23 protein-coding genes are annotated in these 23,718 nt (G+C 38.0%); 15 read left to right on the top strand and 8 right to left on the bottom strand.

What is annotated here, in order from left to right:
• Window positions 1–67: 67 nt before the first annotated feature.
• On the bottom strand, window positions 68–967 hold the full coding sequence (locus tag MKY07_RS07070; protein WP_339264203.1) for a DMT family transporter: 900 nt from the start codon (window positions 965–967) through the stop codon (window positions 68–70).
• A 227-nt stretch (window positions 968–1,194) separates the two neighbouring features.
• Here MKY07_RS07070 and MKY07_RS07075 point away from each other — a divergent pair, with 227 nt between their 5' ends.
• From MKY07_RS07075 to MKY07_RS07085, 3 genes are all read left to right on the top strand, one after another.
• On the top strand, window positions 1,195–2,067 hold the full coding sequence (locus tag MKY07_RS07075) for a LysR family transcriptional regulator (RefSeq protein WP_014824237.1): 873 nt from the start codon (window positions 1,195–1,197) through the stop codon (window positions 2,065–2,067).
• A 14-nt stretch (window positions 2,068–2,081) separates the two neighbouring features.
• Window positions 2,082–2,744, top strand: coding sequence for a phosphopantothenoylcysteine decarboxylase (locus tag MKY07_RS07080; RefSeq protein ID WP_065217160.1), 663 nt, complete (start codon window positions 2,082–2,084; stop codon window positions 2,742–2,744).
• Between the two features lie 83 nt (window positions 2,745–2,827).
• Window positions 2,828–3,634 (top strand): VOC family protein, encoded by an 807-nt coding sequence (locus MKY07_RS07085; protein ID WP_339264204.1) that lies wholly within the window; start codon window positions 2,828–2,830, stop codon window positions 3,632–3,634.
• 42 nt (window positions 3,635–3,676) lie between these two features.
• Here MKY07_RS07085 and MKY07_RS07090 read toward each other — a convergent pair whose 3' ends face one another.
• Entirely contained in the window at window positions 3,677–3,877 is a 201-nt protein-coding gene (locus tag MKY07_RS07090) for a cold shock domain-containing protein (RefSeq protein ID WP_008404734.1), read from the bottom strand.
• 318 nt (window positions 3,878–4,195) lie between these two features.
• On the opposite strand from MKY07_RS07090, the gene MKY07_RS07095 reads away from it, so the two are divergent.
• Window positions 4,196–5,875, top strand: a complete 1,680-nt coding sequence (locus MKY07_RS07095; protein WP_339264206.1) for a formate--tetrahydrofolate ligase — start codon at window positions 4,196–4,198, stop codon at window positions 5,873–5,875.
• 158 nt (window positions 5,876–6,033) lie between these two features.
• Here MKY07_RS07095 and MKY07_RS07100 read toward each other — a convergent pair whose 3' ends face one another.
• On the bottom strand, window positions 6,034–6,186 hold the full coding sequence (locus MKY07_RS07100; RefSeq protein ID WP_008404730.1) for a hypothetical protein: 153 nt from the start codon (window positions 6,184–6,186) through the stop codon (window positions 6,034–6,036).
• Window positions 6,187–6,462: 276 nt separating this feature from the next.
• On the opposite strand from MKY07_RS07100, the gene MKY07_RS07105 reads away from it, so the two are divergent.
• The 4 genes from MKY07_RS07105 (at window position 6,463) to MKY07_RS07120 (ending at window position 11,441) form a co-directional block, all read left to right on the top strand.
• Window positions 6,463–7,095, top strand: coding sequence for a phosphohydrolase (locus MKY07_RS07105; RefSeq protein ID WP_008404728.1), 633 nt, complete (start codon window positions 6,463–6,465; stop codon window positions 7,093–7,095).
• Window positions 7,092–8,978, top strand: a complete 1,887-nt coding sequence (locus MKY07_RS07110; RefSeq protein WP_339264208.1) for an ABC-F family ATP-binding cassette domain-containing protein — start codon at window positions 7,092–7,094, stop codon at window positions 8,976–8,978. Before MKY07_RS07105 ends, MKY07_RS07110 begins: the two co-directional genes overlap by 4 nt.
• 10 nt (window positions 8,979–8,988) lie before the next feature.
• Window positions 8,989–10,110, top strand: a complete 1,122-nt coding sequence (locus MKY07_RS07115) for a virulence factor (RefSeq protein ID WP_339264209.1) — start codon at window positions 8,989–8,991, stop codon at window positions 10,108–10,110.
• Window positions 10,111–10,244: 134 nt separating this feature from the next.
• Window positions 10,245–11,441 carry an aldehyde dehydrogenase gene (locus MKY07_RS07120; protein ID WP_065217155.1) on the top strand — a complete coding sequence of 399 codons (1,197 nt, stop codon included), beginning with the start codon at window positions 10,245–10,247 and terminating at the stop codon, window positions 11,439–11,441.
• 70 nt (window positions 11,442–11,511) lie between these two features.
• Here MKY07_RS07120 and MKY07_RS07125 read toward each other — a convergent pair whose 3' ends face one another.
• The 3 genes from MKY07_RS07125 to proB form a co-directional block, all read right to left on the bottom strand.
• The gene (locus tag MKY07_RS07125) at window positions 11,512–12,405 is read right to left on the bottom strand and encodes a DMT family transporter (RefSeq protein ID WP_339264210.1); all 894 of its coding nucleotides are present in this window, start codon (window positions 12,403–12,405) and stop codon (window positions 11,512–11,514) included.
• A 127-nt stretch (window positions 12,406–12,532) separates the two neighbouring features.
• Window positions 12,533–13,798, bottom strand: a complete 1,266-nt coding sequence (locus MKY07_RS07130) for a glutamate-5-semialdehyde dehydrogenase (RefSeq protein ID WP_339264211.1) — start codon at window positions 13,796–13,798, stop codon at window positions 12,533–12,535.
• A 12-nt stretch (window positions 13,799–13,810) separates the two neighbouring features.
• Complete coding sequence (proB, locus tag MKY07_RS07135; protein WP_014824228.1) at window positions 13,811–14,893, bottom strand: glutamate 5-kinase; 1,083 nt, start codon at window positions 14,891–14,893, stop codon at window positions 13,811–13,813.
• 648 nt (window positions 14,894–15,541) lie between these two features.
• Here proB and MKY07_RS07140 point away from each other — a divergent pair.
• Complete coding sequence (locus MKY07_RS07140; RefSeq protein ID WP_339264212.1) at window positions 15,542–16,018, top strand: sigma-70 family RNA polymerase sigma factor; 477 nt, start codon at window positions 15,542–15,544, stop codon at window positions 16,016–16,018.
• A 59-nt stretch (window positions 16,019–16,077) separates the two neighbouring features.
• Here MKY07_RS07140 and MKY07_RS07145 read toward each other — a convergent pair whose 3' ends face one another.
• The gene (locus MKY07_RS07145; protein WP_339264213.1) at window positions 16,078–16,470 is read right to left on the bottom strand and encodes a glucosamine 6-phosphate synthetase; all 393 of its coding nucleotides are present in this window, start codon (window positions 16,468–16,470) and stop codon (window positions 16,078–16,080) included.
• 360 nt (window positions 16,471–16,830) lie between these two features.
• On the opposite strand from MKY07_RS07145, the gene MKY07_RS07150 reads away from it, so the two are divergent.
• From MKY07_RS07150 to MKY07_RS07165, 4 genes are all read left to right on the top strand, one after another.
• Window positions 16,831–17,529: a Type 1 glutamine amidotransferase-like domain-containing protein gene (locus MKY07_RS07150; protein ID WP_339264625.1), complete on the top strand. Its 699-nt coding sequence runs from the start codon at window positions 16,831–16,833 to the stop codon at window positions 17,527–17,529.
• A gap of 50 nt (window positions 17,530–17,579) precedes the next feature.
• A complete protein-coding gene (locus tag MKY07_RS07155; RefSeq protein WP_339264214.1) occupies window positions 17,580–18,104 on the top strand; it encodes an AAA family ATPase in 525 nt (174 codons plus the stop codon).
• Between the two features lie 72 nt (window positions 18,105–18,176).
• Complete coding sequence (locus MKY07_RS07160; protein WP_339264215.1) at window positions 18,177–18,527, top strand: hypothetical protein; 351 nt, start codon at window positions 18,177–18,179, stop codon at window positions 18,525–18,527.
• Window positions 18,528–18,587: 60 nt separating this feature from the next.
• Window positions 18,588–18,941, top strand: a complete 354-nt coding sequence (locus MKY07_RS07165; RefSeq protein WP_339264216.1) for a Clp protease ClpB — start codon at window positions 18,588–18,590, stop codon at window positions 18,939–18,941.
• A gap of 76 nt (window positions 18,942–19,017) precedes the next feature.
• On the opposite strand, the gene MKY07_RS07170 is transcribed toward MKY07_RS07165, so the two are convergent.
• A complete protein-coding gene (locus MKY07_RS07170; RefSeq protein WP_339264217.1) occupies window positions 19,018–21,192 on the bottom strand; it encodes a DNA topoisomerase III in 2,175 nt (724 codons plus the stop codon).
• 383 nt (window positions 21,193–21,575) lie between these two features.
• On the opposite strand from MKY07_RS07170, the gene MKY07_RS07175 reads away from it, so the two are divergent.
• Both MKY07_RS07175 and MKY07_RS07180 read left to right on the top strand, forming a co-directional pair.
• Entirely contained in the window at window positions 21,576–22,937 is a 1,362-nt protein-coding gene (locus MKY07_RS07175) for an aspartate kinase (protein WP_008408466.1), read from the top strand.
• A 117-nt stretch (window positions 22,938–23,054) separates the two neighbouring features.
• Window positions 23,055–23,705 (top strand): DsbA family oxidoreductase, encoded by a 651-nt coding sequence (locus MKY07_RS07180; RefSeq protein WP_339264218.1) that lies wholly within the window; start codon window positions 23,055–23,057, stop codon window positions 23,703–23,705.
• Window positions 23,706–23,718 lie beyond the last annotated feature (13 nt).

Genomic DNA, 23,718 nt, shown 5'->3' on the forward strand with positions numbered 1-23,718 from the left:
AGAGTTAATTCTATCATTAATTTATAAAAAAAGAGACATTGCACGCTCGATGCGATGTCTCTACCTATTATAACGTAGTTTCAGAGTGAGTAGGTGCCGGAATTTTTTTCATTGCTATAAATTGTTCTAACTGAGCAACAGTATTGCCGATTAAAATAAATGCGCCACCAATCACAAGCTGTGCAGTCAATCCTTCGCCCAGGAAAATCATGGCGAAAAGAGCTGCGAAAATCGGTTCAAGTGAAAAGATTAACCCGGTATGTGTGGGAGAAGTATATTGTTGTACAACAGCCTGAGCAATAAAACAAAATGCCGTACAGATAATACCTAATCCAAGTACAGCAATCCAACTTGAAGAATTGGAAGGGAACATTGGAGATTCGAACATCATTGTGAACACTGCGCCAAACAAGCCGGCAATACCTAACTGATAGACACCATAAGAAATAGATTCAACATTTTTAGTGAATTTGCTGTTTAATATCAAATAGATTGAATAGCAAACTGCTGCAATCGCAACCAATAAATCTCCTGTCTGGAATGTCAGAGATTCTTTCAATGTCAGAACCGTAATTCCAATCATCGTAGCAACAACGGCAAAGCTCACTGCTCGCGAAGGAAGCCGTTTTTCAATGAAGCTTGTCATGATTGGTACTAATACAACCGTTAGACTTAATATAAAGCCTGCGTTACCTGCAGAAGTCGTCTTTAATCCTAATAGGGATAAGGCAAATATCGTGAACAATAAAAAGCCTTGTATCGATGCATATAAAATCGTTTTAATATTCACACGCAACATCTTCGGTAAAAAGATTAGCCCTGCAATGATAAATGCGATTAAGCATCGAAGTGCCACAACATTAAAAGCTTCCAAACTCTCAAGGCCCATGACCATGAATGTATACGATAGCCCCCAAAACATTGTAACAATCACCATTAAAATATTTGCTTTTCCTTGTAAACTCAAAGATGTCACCACATTTCTAAAAAGTAAGTTTTAAATAACCAGTAAAAATATGTATTATACGCCAAATTTAACTATAAGATTAATAGATCGAAAATGTTGTATCATCTACAAATCTGACCTGTTATAAAACAGTATAAAACACGATGTTGTGATTAGTAAAACGAATGTTTATAATGATTGATATGAAAATAATTCATGTTTAAAATTTATTAGTGGAGTGAATTATAATGAGTTTAGTAAAATACGAAATTTTAAATAAAGTGGCGGAAGTACATAGCTTTACTAAAGCGGCCTCTATTTTGGGCTTGACGCAATCGGCAGTAAGTCATGCGGTTTCAAGTTTGGAAAAGGAATTTGGATTTAATTTAATTCACCGAAATCGTACAGGTGTAACGCTGACTGAAGACGGTATGAAAATGCTCTATGAAATGCGCAAAGTATTGTTGGCGGAGGAGCATCTGCAGCAGACCGCATCCAATATTATAGGTGTAAGCCAAGGGACAGTTCGAATTGGCCTAATTTCGACGATTTCTACACATTGGATGCCGAACATCATTCATATTATGGATTCGCAGTTTCCGGGTATTCGTATTGAATTGCGCGAAGGGGATTATTATGAGATTGAACAGTGGCTATTACAGGGGGAAGTCGACTGCGGATTTTTAAATCGGACAAGCTCCAAACAGTTCGAGTTTATGCCGCTAAAACGCGACCCGCTGTTATGTATTGTGTCGTCGCATAGTCCACTATATGATAGAGCAGAGATCGATTTATTTGAAATTGAAGATACCCCGATTATAATGCCTTCCTATAAAGGAACAAATGATGTTATGACAACATTTGAGAAATATGGTGTATTTCCGAATATACGTTTTGAACTTTATGACGAAAAAGCCATCGTATCAATGGTAGAACATAATCTAGGTATTAGCATACTGCCTGAAATGGCGATTTCGATGCTGCCGGATACTGTAAAGGCACTGCCTCTAGTACAGGAAAGTTACCGGATCCTCGGTTTATCGACAAAGCAGAAGCTGTCACCGGCATCGCAAAAATTTGTAGAAATATTAAAACAGTGGCTGGAAAACGAAGAACACTAAAAGGGGAAACTACAATGCTGACAGGAAAAAAAGTATTAATAACGAGTGGCGGGACATTTGAAAAATGGGATAATGTCCGCGGCCATACAAACTTATCAAAAGGGACGATGGGGTGCTATTTAGCAGAAGCCGCACTTGAAAAAGGTGCGAGCGTCATATATATGCACGGTGTATTTACACAGCTGCCGGAACATCAAAATAAGATGCAGCTTATTAAATTTGAAGGTATTGAGGACTTAGGAGAAAAGCTGAAAACAATTCTTGAATCCGAGGAAATTGACTATGTCATTATGGCGGTGGCCGGCTCAGACTGGCTTATTGACAAAGTGTTCGATCAGCATGGCCATGAGCTGACGGAAAAAGGGAAAATGCCATCGGATGAACCACCGATTATCCATTTTAAAAAAGCGCCGAAAATATTGGCACAAATTAAAAACTGGGCGCCTGAAACAACATTAATCGGTTTTAAACTGGAAGCAACGGATGATGAAACGTATTTGTTGGAACGAGCTTCTGCAAGAATGGAAACGGCAAAAGCAGATTATATGGTCGCAAATAGTTCCAAATCTTTATATGGTGCGATGGAGCCTCACTATATTATTCATAAATCAGGGGAGACTGTTAAAGTTGATGGGAAAAAGAACGCTGCAACTACATTAATCAATGTCCTTTCTTAAATGGAGTTTGCTCATTTTCAATTATCTATATATGTTATAATTTAGAATATTTAATCTATTTTAAACTGAAATGAGGTTGAAGCATGTACCAGTTCGATCATCTCGTCCATTTTGTTTCATATCCAGAACAGACATTGTTAAAATTACAAGAAGAAGGCCTTCATGTAGTGCCGGGAGGAAGCCATGAAGTGTGGGGTACATATAATACACTAAGCTACTTTGATTTGGCTTATATTGAATTGATCGGCATTGAAAATGAAGAAAAGTTTCAGGAAGCTGCCGATAAGAAGTATTCATTACATGCAAGCTATAAAGAAAATCGCCGACGTGATGGATTGACGCGTTTTGCTGTTCGTACAACGACAATTGAACATGATGCGAAGCTATTTGCGCAAGCAGGTTTGGAAGTAGTTGGACCGGAACGTTATTCCCGAATACGGGAAGACGGCTCTGAAGTAAGCTGGCAACTGCTTTATATTGGTCATCCGAAATCGAAAATTGAATTTCCTTTTTTCATTCAATGGGATGAAGCAGATACACTTCGACGCAAAGAACTAACGGACCGCGGTATTATAGCGCAACATCCGTTAGGAAATTTAACGCTTCAGGCTGTCCATTTTGTTGTACCGAATTTTGATGCAGTGGAGCAAATTGCCCAACTATGTGGTGCGACAATTTTAAAAAAGGTCAATGAAGAAGAGAATGTAGAGTATTCGATTATTCTGCTTGATGAAGTGAAGCTTATATTTGTCAAGCCAATCGGTGATGGAGTCGCCTGGGATTATATGCTCGAACATGGCTACGGCATAAAAAAGGTCGTCATATCAGGTGCGACAGAGCAAAAGCATTTTACAATTGATGGTGCACAATACGAAATTAATAAGAAATAAAAAAAGCTGTAAACGATGAAAATCTTTCGTTTACAGCTTTGTCTATTTTTTTATAACATTCGCTGCCTGTGGACCCCGGATACCATCGACTAAATCGAATTCAACCACTTGTCCTTCATCCAGTGAACGAAATCCTTCTTCTTGTATGCCAGTAAAGTGTACAAAAACATCTTCACCATCTGCAGATTCTATAAATCCATAACCTTTTTCATTATCAAACCATTTTACAGTGCCTTGGTGCATCCGCTTTCTCCTCCGATACTGTCAAAATCAATTGATGAAACATGAAGATTCCAGAATATTACGAATAAACTATATCCTATAAAGATAAGAACTGTCAATAATTTGTCGATTTACATCGCTTTTTATATTTAACTTCTATTAGCGTGTAAATAAGACACGCTAATAGAAGTAGCCGCTGGCAGATGTCACAGATTTGGTAAGGAGTTCTTTGCGTCAGCGCAAAGCCAAATCTGGACGCAAATACGCTAAAGCGTATTTGATTAATTCAGACAAAACAGACTATAATAAAGTGACTACATATAGAAAGCAGGGCAAAGCATGACAACAACTACGAAAAAACCATTATCAGATATTGAAATAGCCAACAAAGCGACAATGAAGCCAATTTTGGAAATTGCTGAAAATGCACAAATTCCATTAGATGCGGTTGAACAATATGGTCGCTTTAAAGCAAAAATTGATACAAGTAAAATTAGTGGTGAAGCAACGGCGAATGTGGTGCTTGTAACAGCGATAAGTCCTACACCTGCAGGAGAAGGGAAATCAACGGTAACAATCGGTTTGGCGGATGCATTGCACCAATTGGATAAGCGAGTAATGGTCGCTTTACGAGAACCTTCATTAGGACCGGTAATGGGTGTAAAAGGAGGTGCTACCGGCGGCGGTTATGCACAAGTATTGCCGATGGAGCAAATCAATTTGCATTTCAATGGCGATTTCCATGCAATTACGACTGCGAATAATGCATTATCTGCATTGATTGATAATCATATCCACCAAGGGAATGCATTGAACATTGATCCAAGACGAATTGTCTGGAAGCGTGTACTGGACTTAAATGACCGTGCACTGCGCCATGTAACGGTCGGGTTAGGAGGTCCGATGCAAGGCGTACCTCGTGAAGACGGATTTGATATTACAGTAGCTTCTGAAATTATGGCCATTTTCTGTTTGGCGACAAGCCTGAAAGATCTGAAACAGCGTTTAGCACGCATTGTAATCGGTTATACGTATGATCGTAATCCGGTAACTGTAGGTGATTTACAAGTAGAAGGAGCACTCGCTCTTATTTTGAAGGAAGCAATGAATCCAAACTTGGTTCAAACAATTGAAGGCACACCGGCCCTGATCCATGGTGGACCATTTGCCAATATTGCCCACGGATGTAATTCAATTACAGCAACGCAAACAGCACGTAAACTTGCGGATATTGTTGTAACAGAAGCAGGATTTGGTTCCGATTTAGGGGCGGAGAAGTTTTTAAATATTAAAGCACGTGAAGCAGGATTTAAACCGAGCGCTGTTGTTATTGTTGCGACAATTCGTGCACTAAAAATGCATGGCGGTGTAGCAAAGGCTAACTTAGTGGAAGAAAATGTGGACGCATTAAAACAAGGTATTGCCAATTTAGCACAGCATGTAGCCAATGTTCGTAACTTTGGGTTAGAGCCGGTCATTGCTTTAAATCGTTTTATTACGGATTCTGAACAGGAACTGAAAGCTGTTTTACAATGGGCCGCAGCAAATGAAGTTCGGATTGCCCGCACTAATGTTTGGGAAGAAGGCGGTAAAGGCGGTATTGAGCTTGCCGAAAAAGTACTCGAAGTAATTGAACAGCCGAATACTTTCCACCATTTATATGATTTGCAAGAAACCGTGAAACAAAAATTAACGAAAATTGTACAACAGGTGTATGGTGGTGCAGGTGTGCAATTAACGGATGCTGCGAAAAAACAGTTAGCAGTCATCGAAAAAAATGGGTGGGACACTCTGCCGATCTGTATGGCGAAAACACAATATTCATTATCGGATCAACCAAGCTTAGTAGGCAGACCAACCGATTTCGTTGTTACAATTCGTGAAATTCTTCCGAAGTTAGGTGCGGGATTCCTTGTTTGCTTAACTGGGGATATTATGACAATGCCAGGCTTGCCAAAACAGCCGGCAGCACTGAATATGGATGTGGCTGAAGACGGAAGTGCACTTGGATTATTTTAAAATGAAAATATATAGCGACCGACAAGAAATTGCTGTCTGAGGACAAAATAACGCCGGAGCGATTAATAAAAGTAAAAGAAACGTATTCGTTTGATTATTCATTCGAATACGTTTCTTTTATTTGCTGTGAATATTTAGTTTAAATTTACGTTCGTCCATTAAAACATGATTTGTAGAAGGTTAGTCGCAATCATAAAAGTGGCACTTAATCCGTATGCAACCGATCCAATTAAAATTGGTGAAATAACAATTAGTCCCTTACGTTGACTTTCATTCATATTTGGTGCTACAGCTTGCATCATTCTTTGCATAATTAACACTCCTTTTCCCTGTTTTATGTTTCCTTATTTCTAGTATATGTCACAAATTTGTAAAAAACAAGCATTTAGTTCACATTTTGGACAAAAATTATCTCCGCATAATGAAGGATACTTGATTTTTCGTGTAAAAGTTGCTACGGAGGGGGTTAGGGCAAGAGTAGGGAAGACGGAATTTTTTAGCAATAAACATGTCAAATAACTGAAGTCATCCTACTTCTCGTGGTAATATAATTATGTAAACTATAAAAAGAAAATGGTGAATGTAACATGTCCGAAGTAATCGTACGTTGTGAACAATTAGTAAAAGAAATTTATGAAACAATGGATGCAAGCCATGATTTTCAACATATTGAGCGTGTCTATCAAAACGCTATGACAATACTGAAATCAGAACCTTTAGCAAGTGGAAAAATCGTGAGTTTAGCCGTGCTGCTGCATGATGTCAGTGACGAAAAATATGCTGTCGATAAACAGCAGGAACAGCGGATCCTGGATGAACTTGATTTAACGGAAGAGGAAAAACAACATATCCAAACGGTTATTGCAGAGGTTTCATTTAATGGAGGCAATGAACGGGAAATTACAACAGTTGAGTCGAAAATCGTCCGGGATGCAGACCGACTGGATGCGATTGGTGCGGTAGGGATTGCGCGGACGTTCGCATACGGTGGTGCGAAAGGACGCAAGTTATATGATGATGCAGAAGAAGTGCGTGTAAATATGACGAAAGAACAATATCGCAGTCAATCCACAGCCTCTGTTACGCATTTTTATGAGAAGCTTTTATTATTGAAAGATTTAATGGTAACTGCAAAAGGGCGCGAAATGGCTGAAGAACGTCATGCCTTTATGGTACAATTTTTAGAGCAGTTAAAAAAAGAAAGAGACGGGATTTCATGAGTCATTTAATCGTATCAAACTTAACAAAAACAGTTGGCGATAAAACGCTATTTCAAAATATTGAATTTACCATTTATGACGGGGAACGTGCAGGATTAATCGGGATAAACGGGACAGGAAAATCTACTTTATTATCGATTATCGCTCGAAAACAAGATGCGGATTCAGTGGAATTTGACCATCCGAATAAATACCGTATTGCCTATTTGGAACAAGATCCCCAATTTCCGCAAGATTTAACGGTTTTACAAGCTGTATTTAGCGGAGATTCACCAATATTACAGTTAAACCGTGCCTATGAAGAGGCGGTAGCGGCATTGTCCCAAAATCCGCAATCGGAAAAGCTGCAAAATGAACTATTTCGATTACAGCAACAAATGGACACGGAAAATGCCTGGGACGTCAATGCTTTGGCAAAGCAAGCATTAACGAAGCTTGGGATCGGCATGTTTGACCAGCAAGTAACGAGCCTTTCGGGTGGACAGCAAAAACGTGTTGCATTGGCAAAAGTATTAATTGAACCGGCAGACTTATATTTACTGGACGAGCCAACAAACCATTTGGATGTCACATCGACGGAATGGCTGCAAGAAATGGTAGCACGTCTAAAAGGAGCGGTCATCTTTATTACCCATGACCGTTATTTCCTGGATGAAACAGCAACACATATTTATGAATTGGCAGATAAAACATTGTACCGTCATACAGGATCGTATGGGGATTTCCTGGAAGCGCGGGCAATTCGTGAAGAAATAAATGCAGCTTCCCAGGCGAAACTGCGTAACCGCTACCGTTCGGAATTAAAATGGATACGCCGTGGGGCAAAGGCCCGTACAACAAAGCAAAAGGCTCGAATTCAGCGTTTCGATGCATTAGATGAATCAATCGACCGTTCGAATGATCAGACGGATCTGGAATTAGGACTGGCAACAACACGTTTAGGAAAAAAAGTATTGGAATCGGATGGGATTTCCAAAGCTTATGGAGACCGAGTCATTATTCAGGATTTCGAATTTTTACTGCAGCACGGGGACCGTATTGGCATAATTGGCGCAAATGGCTACGGAAAATCGACACTCCTTAACATGCTTGCAGGGGAAATTGAACCGGACAAAGGTGAGGTAATTGTCGGGTCCACAGTAAAGCGTCTGCATTTCAAACAAGCATTGCCTGCCATGAATGAAAATGCGCGAATGATTGATTATATCCGTGAAGCTTCAAATGATATTACCGATTCTGACGGTGTTCGTTATTCTGCATCGCAAATGCTTGAACGTTTTTTATTCCCGCTGAACACACACGGGACACCGATCAGCAAGTTATCGGGCGGTGAGCGCAAAAGACTTCACTTGCTTCGTCTATTGATGGAGCAGCCAAACGTATTGCTTTTAGACGAGCCGACGAATGACTTGGATATCGAAACATTGGGTGTACTTGAAGATTTCATCGAAAACTTCCCTGGCGTTGTTATTACAATCAGTCACGATCGTTTCTTCTTGGACCGTATTGCGAAAAAGCTGTGGATTTTGGATGGAAAAGGCGGTGTATCGAAAAGCCTGGATATCTATACCGATTATTTAGCAAAACGCGAGTCCGAGCTGCAACAGGAAGCGAAAGAAATGAAGCTGGAAAAGCCAAAAGTTGAGAAACAGAAATCAGAAAAGAAAAAGCTATCATTTAAAGAGCAGAAAGAATGGGAATCGATTGCTGATACAATTGCTCAAGTTGAAGAAAAAATTATGACAACTGAAGATGAAATTTCATCAGCTGGTTCGGACTTTACAAAACTTCAACAACTGACTTCTGATCTTGAAAAACTAAATCAGGAATACGAGCAATTAATCGAGCGTTGGAGCTATTTAGACGAAATTGTAAATGGATAGGAGCATAACAATGAAAATTTTATCAATTGAACCAACACCAAGTCCAAATTCAATGAAAGTAATCATCGATCAGGATTTACCATTTGGTAAAAGCTTTAATTATACAAAAGACAATATTGGTGAGGCATCACCTGAGATGCAAGCCATCTTTGGAGTAGAAGGTGTAAAAGGCATTTACCATGTATCGAACTTCCTGGCGATTGAACGTAATTCGAAATATGCTTGGGAAAATATTTTAGCCGATATTCGCCGCGCAATTGGCGGAGAGGCAACGGAAAGCACGGAGTATGAGATGAATGAGCATTATGGGGAAGTAAATGTGCATGTTCAAATGTACAAAGCGATTCCATTGCAAATTAAAGCATTTGATGGTGAAGGAGAAGTGCGAATTAGCGCTGGAGACCGTTTCACGACAGCTTTTAAACGTCTGCAATTCAGTGTGACTGACGAAAATTATATTTTTGAACGAAAATGGGTCGATTTTGGTGTTCGCTATGGCGATAAAGAACAAGTTGTACAAGAAGTGCTTAAAGAAGTAGATGCACTTTATCCGCAAGATCGAGTGGAAACTATTGTTCAGTCTGCTAACGAACAAGTTGTCACAGCAGCGCATGAGCGTAAAGAAGTGACTTTAGAACAATATGAGCGAGTGGAAGATTGGCAACAACGCTTCCAGCTGTTGGATCAATTACCGGATCCGGAAGTAAAGGATGTTCCTTTGTTCGAAAAAGCGCTGGAAGATGAGCAAATGTCGATACGACGCCTTGCAACCGTTTATTTAGGGATGATTGAAGATGTAGCGGTCGTTCCAGCTTTGACGAAGGCATTGAATGATAAAAGTGCAGCCGTTCGCCGTACAGCAGGCGACTGTATGAGTGATTTAGGATTACCGGAATTTGAGACGGCCATGATCGCTGCATTAGGTGACAAAAATAAACTCGTCCGCTGGCGCGCGGCAATGTACTTGTATGAAGCAGGTACAGAGCATGCAATTGACGCATTAAAAATGGCGAGTGAAGATAAAGAATTCGAAGTAAAACTACAGGCAAAAATGGCGCTTGCCCGTATTGAAGGCGGAGAAGAGGCTAAAGGTTCAGTGTGGAAACAAATGACAGAAAGCCGCAAAGCATAAATTTTAAGCTGCTAACGAAATAATCGTCAGCAGCTTTTTTGTTTATTTAAATTTACATTATTTAGTTTGGTAAATGGTATAATTTGAGAATATGGTATATATTTAAAAATATACTAAAGAGAGGTGGGTCCATGATGGAGGAGCTATTGTTGAAAAATCCTAGCTCTTTAAGCGCTGAGCGTAAAGAGGCACTGTTAAAGTTACTTTATTCCGAACAATGCACTGACTCCATAATATTGAAAAGTGATGATTTTTATTTATTTTTTCATGATATTTGGTCACTTTTTGAAATTGGAGAAAAGTATGAAAGTGAAATTGTAGATGGAGATATTAGACTGAAAGAATGGCGAATTTTTATATTGGAATTTTTTTCTGCCAGAAATTTAGATAAATTGAACTTTGAATACTTAACCAATTCCTCTGTAAAAAAATTTTTTATAGCACTATACATATGGAAAAAAATTAAAAGAGAATATTTTCTGGATATGCGGAAAACATTGAAGATCGAAAAATTTAACAATGAATTTGTGAAGGAACAAGCCGATAATCAAGTTAATAAGGACATTTATCACGAAATGCATTTGAAGATTCAAAATAATTGGTACTTGAATTTATTTAAGTTCAATTCTATTTACGACAGAATTTTCGAAGAAGCCCTGGAAGAAACCAAAGCGGTAGAACTGCTATTCGGTGACACGATATGGGAAACAATCAGCAATGAGAATTTAAAGAAATTAATGAGTTATATTGAATCAAGGCACTTTTCAGAAGTTTTGTTTTGGAAAACCAAATTTCAGACAGAACAATTTCTGGAAGTTGGTCTGGATCCGAACAGTACATATGTATTTTGTGTTCAAAAAGATATATCAATGAAACGCAGCCTTACTTTACAAAAAGGATTGGCACTGGCCGTTTCGGAATTTTCACAAAAACATGAACACAATTTTGTTTTTTTACCATTCATAAACGCAATTGATCAGGAAATGATTACACATAAAGATACTACAGATTATAATTATTACTTTGAGCTGGATAAATCATTCGGACTTAAAACCGAACCGATTAACTATAAAGGTGTGATTAATTATGCCTTTACGATGTTGAAGTTAGAATTATCTCATAGCAGTAGCGGCAAAATCTATTTAATCTGCAATGAATTACTATTTGATGACTTTCCAAATGAAGAAGATTGGATATCGGCTGTAACCCACTACAAAAAGTTAAAAAATATTGAAATTGTCGTTATTTATATGGGGGATAAAACAAAACTGCAGCAAATATGGTTTGCAGATAAAATATTGATTCCCCAACAACTGGCCCAATTTAAATAATAAAAAATAAACTCTAAATAGTAAGCGCTTAAATTCAGCCACTATTGAGAGTTTATTTCTATTTTGGATTTTATTGTGAACTACTTGTTTTTACCTTGTTTATGGTTTGTTTAGGATAGAAAACGGTGTATAAAATACTTCCAAAAATGAGCACAATTCCAAGCACTTGCAATAAATCTGGTCGGAAGGATAGCAGCAAAGCATCCAATAATATGGCTACTACCGGATCGACAAATACGAGTACTGAAACGATGACAGTAGGGAGGTCTCGAACACTGTCAAAAAATAAATAGTAGACAAATCCCGTATGGATTAAACCTGTACCAAGTATGTAGAGCCAGTTTGTATTCGTTAAACCTTCAAAAGCAGCAAAATCGCAAAATGGGAGCAACAGTATAATCCCGGTAATCGTTTGAATATATGTTAGTGCATAAGATGACATGCCATGAATGGTTTTACTCGTGAACATTGTCAGTGCATAGCAAATGGCCGAAAGAAGCGCCCATATAAATCCTGAATTCATAAATTGCGAAACGCTTGTAAAGCTCTCAATACCGATAATGAGAATGCTGCCAAAAAAGCAAATAGCTGTTGCACAAATTGAACGTAGGCCCATTTTTTCTGCCAAAAACACCGAACCTAAAATTAATACAAATATCGGAGCTAAATTATAAATCGAAATGGCGACTGAAATTGACATAACTTCGAACGCTTTAAATAAAAACACCCAGTTTAAGACAAGAAATATGCCGCAAACGATTGTTTTCATCACTTCGCTTCTATTCCAATCTTCTGTTTTATGACCACCTGTAATCAACCACAATCCGCCTAAAAAGATTGTCGCACATATACAGCGTACAAAAACGAGTTCCACTGCTGGCAATCCGGTTTGTGTTGTAAAGAAGCCGATAGAGCCGAAAATAGCCATGGAAATAGTAAGTTTAAGCATCGAACGTACATTCATATGATGAACCTGCTTTCTTTATCCCGCATTAACGGATAGTAAAATGTATCTGCCTCGAAAGCGTGGGGCACAGGCAAAACTCCGCCTCCAGACAATGATCGAAGTTTTACTTTACAGAAGGTGAATATTAATCACGGATCTGACCGTTGCCATGAATATAATATTTTGTAGATGTTAATGCCGGTAAACCCATTGGGCCTCGTGCATGCAGCTTTTGAGTAGAAATTCCGATTTCAGCGCCATACCCGAATTCAAATCCATCTGTAAAGCGAGTGGACGCATTATGATATACTGCTGCCGCATCAACAGAATTTAAAAAGATATCCGCATTATGACGATCATCCGTGATAATGGCTTCCGAGTGATTTGTTCCGAACAGATTAATGTGATGGACGGCTTCAGCTACATCCTCCACTACTTTGACACTTAATGTCAGCGCCAAAAATTCTTCAGCATAATGTGCCTCTGTTGCTTCAATTGCTTCTGGCAGTAAAGCACACACTTTTTTATCGCCATAGATTTTGATTTTAAGTTGATCCTGTAAGTAATGTAAAAATTCTGTACCGTAGTTTTGGAAAAATTTCTGGTGAAGCAATAAACTCTCCGCTGCATTGCACACGGACAAACGCTGTGTTTTCGCATTTTTTACAATTGATTTTGCCATTTCAATATTAGCGAATTCATCCAAATAAATATGGCAATTCCCTGCACCGGTTTCTAGGACAGGAACCGTTGATTCACGCACGACCAAATCGATCAGGTTCTTCCCGCCACGCGGAATAAGTACATCCAAGTATTCAGTCAATGTAAATAAAGATTTCGCTGTTTCACGGCTCGTATCTTCAATAAGCAAAACAGCATCTTTCGGATAGCTGACAGCGTCCAATGCCCGGTGAATCGATGCAACGAGTGCAATATTAGAGTGTTTGGCAGATGAGCTGCCTCGTAAAATGACCGCATTACCGGTTTTAATCGAAAGTGTTGCTGCATCAATCGTTACATTCGGGCGTGCTTCATAGATCATGCCGATAACCCCGAGTGGAACACGCTTCTTAATAATTCGCAGACCATTTTCTTTCGTAATCTGTTCGACTACTTCACCTACAGGATCCTCTAATTCTATTAGCTGTAAGATTGCATCGCTCATCGCCTGAATACGGTTTTCATTCAGTAAAATCCGATCTATAGTAGCTTGATCGAGTCCATTCCCTTTACCGGCAGTAATATCTTTGTCGTTTTCTGCCAGCAAAACATCCAAATCAGAAAGAAGCTGCTGTGCAATACTTCTTAATGCTTCATTTTTTTCTGCTGTTGATTTGGTATTTGTTAAATAGCTTGCCTTTTTTGCGCGCTTGCCTTTTTCCACAACTTCGTTTGTTATCGTTTTTGACATAAAATGACCTCCTTAAATTTTGACCCATTGATTCCGGTGAATAACTTCAATCGGGTAATGCATGAGCTCTGTCGTTCTTTTCCCCATTGCTTGCTCCAATTCTGTTGAAGAATAAAGAATTTCTCCACGCCCGATACAATTATGCCGGTCAAAAACTTCTACAACATCACCTTTTTCAAATTGTCCTTCATATGCATAGACACCGGCCGGCAATAAACTTTTTCCGCCAAATTGCAATGCTTGAACTGCACCTTCATCTATAAAAATCTTCCCGGAAGATTTTGAGAGCTGGACCCACTGTTTATTTGTCGGTATATACTTTTCATTGCGTTTAAAATAGGTACCGTCCCCATTATTATCGAGAATATCTGTTAGTTTTGTATGGCCGATACCTGTGCCGATAAAGACTTCGACACCTGTATTGACGGCATAATTGGCTGCAACAAGTTTTGACTGCATCCCGCCGGTACCAACTTTTGAGCTTGAGCCTGAAGCAAATTGAAGCATTTCTTCTGTTACTTTTTCGATACGATCAATACGAACAGCATTTGCGTTAGTTAAAGGATTTGCCGTATAGAGCCCATTCACATCTGTTAGAATAATTAACTGATCTGCGTGAACGAGCCCACTTACTAAAGCGGAAAGCATGTCATTATCACCAAAAGTCAACTCAGCAACAGATACAGTATCATTCTCATTGATAATTGGGATAATTGAACGCTCCAATAGCTCTGTTAATGTTTCATAAGCATTTCTATAGCGCTGTTTATCATTAAAGTCAGAACGTGTAAGTAAAATTTGGGCGGACGTCACATTATATGTGGCAAATTTATCTGCATAAGTTTGGATTAATATACTTTGGCCGACCGCGGCAGCAGCTTGTTTCCCTTTAAGGGTAATTGGTCGAGAAGGGTAGCCAAGCTTTTTGAAACCTGCCGCTACTGCCCCTGAAGATACTAAAATGACTTCATGACCTGCCTGTTTCATTGTGGCAATGGCGGCAACATGGTCATGAAATTTTTCATGATCAAGCTCACCCTTACTATTTGTTAAAGAACTGCTTCCGATTTTTACTACAACTCGTTTTCTTTCCACCAAAAAATCCCCTTCCATAGAAATATTGAAATTATCCCGCATTAACGGGTAGTTAGACTCCCGCTTCTGGGCGGGAGGTCAACTACTCGTAAAAGCCCGATTGGTTCAACTAACAATCAGTGGGGAGGTAAGGATACCCCACTGATTGAGTTTCACTTTATTACATTAAAAAAGCACATTTCGATCCTATCGATTAGGACGAAATGTGCTGTTTCCGTGGTACCACCTAAATTGAATGCTAATACTTGCATTCCACTTCATCTCATAACGCTGAGTCTGCGCCTATTTTTCTAGGAGCTGTTGAAGTAGGTTCGGCAGGTTTTGCTATGCCATTCTTTCAGCCTGTGGAATGTGCTCTCTTGTTTAGCCAATTGCTACGTACTTGTCTTCAATATGCCTTTATATTTTCTAATAGCATGCATGATAGCCGGTTTTTTGTCAATATCGTTAAGTCTGATTTATTTGAAAACTATGCGAAAATCTCCTTTTTGTACCGATTTACTGCATAAAAGTGTGAATTTTACGACTATTTTCTATTCAAATGTTATTTTTCATGATAAATCTGTACTTTGTTTCTTTTTCAATTATTTTTTAAATTTGTAGTACCTAGGAATAATCAGTTGTGCACAGCTTAAAGGATTTGGAATCATGCTGGATGTGGAGCAACTTATTTTTGAAAATGAAACATTAATAAAAAAGGTCATTTTTAATCTTAAAATTTATCGAGATATTGATGAATATATGCAAGTAGGGAGGATCGCTTTATGGCAGGCATCGCAAAAATTTGATGAAACAAAAGGGGACTTTGCGATGTTTGCTTACATGAGCGTTAAATATGCAATAATTCGAGCGTTATCCAAAGCCAATCATGTATCTGAGCATGAATTAGCAGTGGAAGAAGACGTAATGATCATTAATTCGCAACAACATCATTTTATTACATCTAATATGGAGTGGCCCGAATGGTTTGAGGAGTTAAATAAAGATGAGCAATTTCTGTTGATCGCGTTGTACGAAAAAGAGCTTTCGGTAAAGGAGTTTGCTGACAAGTATAGGCTGAATTATGAAACAATAAAGAAAAGACGGCAGCGATTATTGTCGAAGTTAAGAAGTTTATTAATATAATTTTAGGGTTTTTGGTATATAAAAAGTGGAAGCTTATGAAGTTTCCACTTTGTAATATTTTATTGAATTGTATCCAAAAACGCTGTTCGCTGCTCTTCGGATTGCTGTTCACCATCAACAAGCATTGCCCCCATACGGTAATCTGTTTGTCCTTTTTCAACAACATACTGTAAATTAACAGGCTGTACTTTGTTATCAATATTGCATTTACCTTTAAATTCCACTACATGCTCCATCATTTTAGTTTGGAAATATTCCCAGCGGCTTTCTTCACAATAATTTTTGAGGGCATCTTCTATTGTAATATCGCTATTTTCCATAACGGGTGTAGCATGAATATATGTAATGTAGTCGTTATCAGTTACGGCTTTTTGTGGACCGAAAAAATAAAAAAATACCCCGATTACCCCAATTGGTATGATCCAAAATATCGTCCGCTTTCTTTTCTCCATAAAATAAATCCCCCTTTTTGTATCATTAGTATAACATTGAAAAGTTCATATTTTCTACATTGGGATAATATTTATCTCGGTGAGGATTATTGTTGGTCGATAACCCTATTAACGTTTTCAGATGGCGTTTGAACATGTATTTCAAATCAACATATCGTTAAAGGAGGAGCTTCCTTCATGACGCTGCTCCAAGTTATTGTTTTGATATCAAAGGGATTATTACGAACTTTATAGAATATGAATGATTAAGTAGTTAAAAGTGACCGAGGAAGGGCTGGGCTGGAGAGAAATGAAGAAAATCTTGAAATCATAAGGATAATGTTTTGAGTGTATATGGACGAAAGGAGTACATAAATGAAAATGAGACAAATAATAGCTATGGGTGGCGGGGGTTTTTCAATGGAACCCGATAACCCGTTATTAGATCGCTATATTTTAAAAGAAGCGAAGACTGCTAATCCGAAAATCTGTTTCCTGCCTACAGCTAGTGGTGATTCCGAACAATACATATCAAGATTTTATAGTTTTTTTAATGACCAAAATTGTGATCCTTCACATTTATCTTTATTTAACCCACCTTCTCGAGACTTGGAAAGTTTTGTTTTAGAAAAAGACATTTTATATGTAGGTGGTGGAAACACGAAAAACCTTTTAGCTTTGTGGAAGGAATGGGGATTAGACAGTATTTTGCGAAAAGCATGGGAGGAAGGTGTTATTTTAGCTGGGCTGAGTGCAGGAGCAATCTGTTGGTTTGAACAAGGGGTGACGGATTCCTATGGGGATGGACTTGAGCCTATTAACTGTTTGGGGTTTTTAAAGGGAAGTAATTGTCCGCATTACGATGGAGAAACCGAAAGAAGACCTGCATATCATAAACTGATGGAGACCAATAAATTACACTCTGGAATTGCTTTAGATGATGGCGTTGCGATTCATTATAAAGAACAGGAAATTCATAAAATCGTAAGCTCAAGACCAAATGCCAAGGCGTACAGTGTGTCTCTGGAAAAGGGCATTACAGAGAGGGAACTCCATGCAAAATATTTGGGTTCTGAATAGTTTAATTTTGACGAGTGAATAAAATTCCGATAAAAGTGAGTTGTTTAAGTATGTTTTTTGTACAAATGTCCGGGTTCCCGGGGTCTGGAAAGTCGACGCTTTCTCGACAGATTGCCAAGAGAACAGGGGCAGTCATAATAGATCATGATATTGTAAAATCTGCGTTACTGAAGTCGCTGGAGGAAATTTCGATCGATGAAAAACTTGTTGGTAAAATGGCCTACAATGTAGATTGGTCTTTAGTGGAATTTCACTTATCCCAAGGACAAAATGTCTTGTTGGATAGTCCAGGTCTCTATCAGGAAATGGTAGATCGAGGCATCGAGTTGTCAAAAAAGTACAAAACCACATACAAATACGTGGAGTGTTATCTGAATGATTTTCAAGAAATTAATAATAGATTGAAATGCCGAAATAGGATGGTTAGTCAAATTGAAGTAGCCAGCTCAGAAGAAACATTTAAATTTACCATTGAAAATAGTAAGAAACCAAATGAAGGTTTATACATCGTTGTAAATACTAAGCAACCTTTAGAGAGATACATAGATCAGGTAATCCGTTTTATTAAGGAGTAAGCCATACTCTGCATATTGTTTTTTTATTTAAGGAAATTGTAAGTGGAAAAGAGTAAAAAAGGGGGATTTTAAATGAAAAGCAAAATGTTAATCCTTTTGTTTAGTGTTGCTCTTTTATCTGCCTGCATACAAAAAGATTATGTGTTTTTTGGTGAAAGTGAAAATTGGAGAGTTCAATATGTAGTGACTGATGATAATAGCTGCAATTCTACTAAAGGCTATATAAAATACCTAAATAATGATCCGCTGCCTGAGCAATTGGAGTTTAGTGTGGATAATAAAGAAGGGGCCTCCATCTCTTTAGATGAAAATGGAATGTTTTTTATGCCTTACGGCTGTTCGAATGCAACGGAAGGATCAGAACTTAAAGCGACAATAAAGTGGAACAGTCAATCAGAAACAATCCAATTACGATTAAAATGATAAATGGTTTTTTTTAAGGCAAAGTGTTTTATAAACTATATATTAGTAGGAGGTTCTATTATGAAACAGTCGACTTATTTAATGGGAGCAGTACTGTTGGGTTTATCTGTTGTAATACCTGCTTTTATATTAAGTAATTCAACGAACATACCGAATTCCGATATAGATTCACAATATGTCAATAGTTCAATACCAGATTTGATGACAATCACTCAACTGGCTGACTACCTTCAAATAAGCGAACAATCAATTGAAATCATTATATCGAATGATGATTCGTTAAGAGAGGGGTTAAGCAGCTATGATACTTATCAGTTCATCCCCTATGTATTGCTCGATAATCAGAAAAGATTTATGAAAACAGAAATAGATGCGTGGTTAAAATACAGGAATGATAACAGGTTAAATTATTGATTAAGAGATAAGAAATTCCCCCGAAAGTTAAATGTTCGACACTAACTTTCGGGGGATATCTTTTAAAGGAAGTTGATTACTTAGTATTTGTAAACTTAAAACTTGTCTTTCGTTCCTTCTCATCCCAAATGAGGTGGGCGTTGAAGATTTTACCGCCTCTTTTAAATCCTTTGATCAAGTCTGTTTCACCGGAAGCCAGAAGTTTCTTCAAATTCGTTTGCGTAATTGTTTTTCCGAGAATTTTTTTGGAAACCGAGAATTTACAGTTGGCTTTCTTATAATTCGAACAACCGTAAAAAGTACCATGGTCGACAATGGATCCATCACAAAGGATGCATTTACCGACAACCGTTTTTACTTTGTTATACTTTTTCGTATATGGATTGTTTGCGGTAATTTTCTCCACATCATTTTGGTTGAATGCCCACTCTTTTTCACGTTCGCCTGCATCTACTATCAATTTATCGGCCAGTTTTTTCACCTGTTCCATAAATACTTGCGGGGAAGCGTTCCCTTCACCAATTTCAGAAAGGCGCTGCTCCCATTTAGCTGTCATTGAAGCGGACGTTAAAATGCTTTCACCTAGTGCTTCAATGAGCAGCATTCCTTTCGTCGTTGCAAACACTTGGTTTTTCTTCACTTCGATATAATTCCGGTCTTTCAGTGTACCAATAATTCCGGCACGTGTAGCTTCTGTCCCTAAGCCTTCCGTTTTCGATAAAACCTTTTCCAGTTCCGCATCTTCCAAATGCTTGCCCGCTGTTTTCATAACTGTAATTAAATTACCTTCCGAATAGCGGTTTGGCGGTTGGGTTTCTCCTTTTTTTACATTTGCCTTCACGACAGTCCCTTGCTCCTTTTCTTGCAGAAGGGGGAGCAGTTCATCTTTGTCAGCATTATCTTTCGAATGATGAATGACTTTGCGCCAACCTTCCTCCAGCAATACTTTTCCTTTAGAAATAAACTCAGCACGATTATCGACAAGTGAGTGAATCGTTGTATAGGAGAATACGGCATTATTGTAATGTGCCGCAATGACTTGTCTTGCAACTAAATCATAAATCTTTGCTTCCTCGGCACTGAGCTTTCCCATATTCGGAACTTGTTCTGTAATGATAATGGCATGGTGATCGGTTACCTTTTTTTCATTCACGAACCGTTTATTGTTCATAAGTGAAGTTGTCGGTGGAGGCAACAGATTTTTATATTGATCTAACTTACCTAGCTGTCCGAGAATGGCCGGCAATGTTTTTGCTTCTTCATTCGTTAAAAATTGGGAATCCGATCTAGGATAGGAAACGACACCTTTTAAATAAAGCTTCTGTAAAATATCGAGCGTCATTTGCGGTGAAAATTTAAACGCTCTGTTTGCTGTTGCCTGTAGTGCAGACAGATTGAACAAAAGAGGTGGCGCATATTCCTTCGTTTCCTTTTTGATATTCTTAATTTCTACGTTTTTATTGATGCAAAAATTGGCGGCAGCAATTGCTTGGCGTTCCTCTAGAAGCCTTGTCACGCTATTTTTATGCCATTTCGCTTTTAGTATCTTGCCGTTAAAATTAAATTCTGCTTCCACTTCCCAAAACGGTTCAGGTTTAAAGTTTGCAATCTCATGCTCTCGTTTTACAATGAGTGCTAGTGTCGGTGTTTGAACTCGTCCAATGGAAAATACATCCTTTACTCCATTTCGTTTAAGCAGCACTGTGTACAATCTCGATGTATTAATCCCGATTAGCCAATCTGCACAGGAACGGCTTAGTGCTTCAAAATAAATATTTCTCGTTTTTTCTTCTGGTAGTAAGTTTGCAAATCCGTTTTTCACCGCATTTTCCGTTAGCGATGATATCCATAAACGTTTCATTGGTTTATTCACGCCGCAAACTTTTAAAATGGTCCTTATAATAAGTTCACCTTCGCGCCCTGCATCCCCGCCGATGATAATTTCCCTTATATCCGGCCTTTTCACGAGTGTCTTAATGATATTAAATTGCTTGTATTTTGTTTTCGTTACTTTATACTCGAAACGTTCTGGAATGATCGGCAATGTTTCCAACGTCCATTTTTTCCAGGAAGCGTTGTATTCTTCCGGGGCCTTCAATTCACAAAGATGACCGATTGCCCATGTTATAAGAGCACCTTCCGGAAAATATGTGTTTGGCTTTACTTCAAAATAACCAGCCTTTTTAGTAAATGAAAATGGGGCAGCCAGTTTTGCAGCCTGGTCTGGTTTTTCTGCAATTACTATTTTCATATATCCTTCTCCTACTAATAATAATTACAACTTCTTTTCTAATAATTATAGATTAATTTGCAGTAGAATGGGGGAACAAACATTTTTTCATTGCTAGGGATTGACGGGAAGGTTGTTTAACTATTGTGACACTTCATTTGCCTAACAAATTATATTTATTTTTTATTGTAAAAATGTTATAAAATTGAACAAATAAATATCATTTTATATAAAAATCTCATATAATATATTGACAAAATGACGAATTATTCGTATTTTGACAAATAGATTAATGAATTTACTGAATAGTCTTGACTGAAATAGGATAAATTTGTACACTGTGTAAAGTCAAATGTTTTTTCGGTGAGTACAAATATCAATTTTGAGAGTAAGGATATGATGAGATGATAGTATGTAAATTTGGCGGCACATCTGTCGCGAGTGCAGAACAAATCAAAAAAGTAGCAAGCATTGTGAAGTCTAATCCTGAAAGAAAGATTGTCGCTGTTTCTGCGCCTGGTAAGCGTTCAAGTGATGATATTAAAGTGACGGATTTATTAATAGATTTAGCAAACACCGTGATTAATAAAGGCGATGTTGAAGCAAAAATTAAAGCTGTTGTAAATCGTTACCGTAATATTGCTGAAGATCTTGGTTTAGACAATACAATTTCAGATATTATTGAGCAAGATATACGCGGGCGTGTGACAGAAAATTGGTCAGACAAAGACTTATTCTTAGATAATATGAAAGCAAGCGGTGAAGATAACAACGCAAAACTAATTGCGTGTTATTTTAATGCAATTGGCATGCCCGCAAAATATATAAGTCCAAAAGATAAACTAATTTTAAATGACTTCCCGGAACGTACGTATGCATTGCCAGAAGCATACGAAAACTTAAGTGTATTGAAAAATACAGAGGAGATTATTATTTTCCCGGGATTCTTCGGATATACAAAATCAGGCGTATTACGTACATTTGACCGTGGCGGATCTGATATTACTGGTTCGATCTTGGCATCAGCTGTTGGTGCTGAGCTATATGAAAACTTTACGGATGTGGACTGTGTGTTCGCTGCTAACCCTAAAGTCGTAAACGATCCAGTCGATATTAAGGAAATTACGTATCGCGAAATGCGTGAGCTATCGTATGCCGGTTTTTCCGTGTTCCATGATGAAGCATTAATGCCAGTCTATAAACAAGGTATTCCGGTCAATATTAAAAACACAAATAACCCCTCGGCATCTGGGACGTTAATTTTACCGACTCGTCCGGCAACGAATCGCCCGGTTACAGGGATTTCGGCGGATAGTGGTTTTTCAATTCTATATGTATCAAAATATTTAATGAATCGAGAAGTTGGCTTTGGCCGCAAGCTACTTCAAATTATTGAAGAGGAAAACATTTCTTATGAGCATACACCATCTGGTTTAGACGATATTTCAGTTATTATGCGTTCTAGCCAGCTGTCACCTGAAATTGAAGCGCGAATTGTAAAGCGCGTTAAGGAGGAACTATGTGCAGATGATGTTCAATTCAGCCATAATTTTTCTATGATTGTCATTGTCGGGGAAGGCATGCGCCATAATACAGGGTTGGCAGCACGTGCAGCCACTGCGATTTCTGCAACAGGAGCGAATATTGAGATGATTAATCAAGGTTCTTCGGAAGTTAGTCTTGTATTTGGCGTTCGTTCGGAATATGAAGATCAAATATTAAAGGGACTTTATGAAGAGTTTTTTGCAACAATTACTTCATTTTAGATATTATTTAGTCGAATCCATGTCGGGTTCGGCTTTTTTCTTTGGATTTTTGGGTATTGTAATAAAAAACCCATAGAATAGAGGGATATAATTACATAATTATTAGGGGGAGACAATATGAAAATAGAGATTTTTTCTGATTTTGCTTGTCCGTTTTGTTATATCGCTAAAACGAAGTTATTTCAAGCTATCGAACAATTAAATTTAGGTGAAGAAACGGAAGTCGTTTACAGAGCGTTTGAAATAAGCCCTGCCGCTTCAAAAACGGAAACGTTATCTTATGTGGATTCCATTTTTAAAAAGAAAAATAATGACCTCCGTAAAACAGAGGAGTTCATGGAAGCGTTGCAAATGCATGCCCAGGATGTAGGAGTCGTATTCAACTTTGATAAGATAGTTCTCGCCAATACGAAAAATGCGCATCGCTTAACTAAGCTTGCAAAACTCTATGAAAAAGAACTGGAGTTTGTAGATGTTGTAATGAAAAATTATTTTGCGGAAGGTCTTAATTTAAATGACACTGAATCACTTCTGACCATTTGCGAACAGATTGGCATCGATCGGAGCATGGCACAAAAAATAATAATAGAAGAACAATTCACAGAAGAGTTAGTGCTAGATCGATATGAAGCACAGCAACTTCAAATAAAGATTATCCCTTTTTTCGTATTTGAAGACCATTACGGAATTAGAGGGGTGGAGCCAATGGAAGTATTTACAAATACTTTGCTTCAAACAAAGGAATATATTAAGAAAAACCAAAAATAGAGATAGAATTGAC

The organism is Solibacillus sp. FSL W7-1472 (genome assembly GCF_037969775.1).
GTDB lineage: Bacteria > Bacillota > Bacilli > Bacillales_A > Planococcaceae > Solibacillus > Solibacillus silvestris.

What these genes read in the sequence shown, in the direction of transcription:
- MKY07_RS07075 (WP_014824237.1), top strand. Translation starts at nt 1,195, where the DNA reads ATGAGTTTAGTAAAATACGAAATTTTAAATAAAGTGGCGGAAGTACAT.
- MKY07_RS07080 (WP_065217160.1), top strand. Translation starts at nt 2,082, where the DNA reads ATGCTGACAGGAAAAAAAGTATTAATAACGAGTGGCGGGACATTTGAA.
- MKY07_RS07085 (WP_339264204.1), top strand. Translation starts at nt 2,828, where the DNA reads ATGTACCAGTTCGATCATCTCGTCCATTTTGTTTCATATCCAGAACAG.
- MKY07_RS07090 (WP_008404734.1), bottom strand. Translation starts at nt 3,877, where the DNA reads ATGCACCAAGGCACTGTAAAATGGTTTGATAATGAAAAAGGTTATGGA.
- MKY07_RS07095 (WP_339264206.1), top strand. Translation starts at nt 4,196, where the DNA reads ATGACAACAACTACGAAAAAACCATTATCAGATATTGAAATAGCCAAC.
- MKY07_RS07100 (WP_008404730.1), bottom strand. Translation starts at nt 6,186, where the DNA reads ATGCAAAGAATGATGCAAGCTGTAGCACCAAATATGAATGAAAGTCAA.
- MKY07_RS07105 (WP_008404728.1), top strand. Translation starts at nt 6,463, where the DNA reads ATGTCCGAAGTAATCGTACGTTGTGAACAATTAGTAAAAGAAATTTAT.
- MKY07_RS07110 (WP_339264208.1), top strand. Translation starts at nt 7,092, where the DNA reads ATGAGTCATTTAATCGTATCAAACTTAACAAAAACAGTTGGCGATAAA.
- MKY07_RS07115 (WP_339264209.1), top strand. Translation starts at nt 8,989, where the DNA reads ATGAAAATTTTATCAATTGAACCAACACCAAGTCCAAATTCAATGAAA.
- MKY07_RS07120 (WP_065217155.1), top strand. Translation starts at nt 10,245, where the DNA reads ATGGAGGAGCTATTGTTGAAAAATCCTAGCTCTTTAAGCGCTGAGCGT.
- MKY07_RS07125 (WP_339264210.1), bottom strand. Translation starts at nt 12,405, where the DNA reads ATGAATGTACGTTCGATGCTTAAACTTACTATTTCCATGGCTATTTTC.
- MKY07_RS07130 (WP_339264211.1), bottom strand. Translation starts at nt 13,798, where the DNA reads ATGTCAAAAACGATAACAAACGAAGTTGTGGAAAAAGGCAAGCGCGCA.
- MKY07_RS07140 (WP_339264212.1), top strand. Translation starts at nt 15,542, where the DNA reads ATGCTGGATGTGGAGCAACTTATTTTTGAAAATGAAACATTAATAAAA.
- MKY07_RS07145 (WP_339264213.1), bottom strand. Translation starts at nt 16,470, where the DNA reads ATGGAGAAAAGAAAGCGGACGATATTTTGGATCATACCAATTGGGGTA.
- MKY07_RS07150 (WP_339264625.1), top strand. Translation starts at nt 16,831, where the DNA reads ATGAGACAAATAATAGCTATGGGTGGCGGGGGTTTTTCAATGGAACCC.
- MKY07_RS07155 (WP_339264214.1), top strand. Translation starts at nt 17,580, where the DNA reads ATGTTTTTTGTACAAATGTCCGGGTTCCCGGGGTCTGGAAAGTCGACG.
- MKY07_RS07160 (WP_339264215.1), top strand. Translation starts at nt 18,177, where the DNA reads ATGAAAAGCAAAATGTTAATCCTTTTGTTTAGTGTTGCTCTTTTATCT.
- MKY07_RS07165 (WP_339264216.1), top strand. Translation starts at nt 18,588, where the DNA reads ATGAAACAGTCGACTTATTTAATGGGAGCAGTACTGTTGGGTTTATCT.
- MKY07_RS07170 (WP_339264217.1), bottom strand. Translation starts at nt 21,192, where the DNA reads ATGAAAATAGTAATTGCAGAAAAACCAGACCAGGCTGCAAAACTGGCT.
- MKY07_RS07175 (WP_008408466.1), top strand. Translation starts at nt 21,576, where the DNA reads ATGATAGTATGTAAATTTGGCGGCACATCTGTCGCGAGTGCAGAACAA.
- MKY07_RS07180 (WP_339264218.1), top strand. Translation starts at nt 23,055, where the DNA reads ATGAAAATAGAGATTTTTTCTGATTTTGCTTGTCCGTTTTGTTATATC.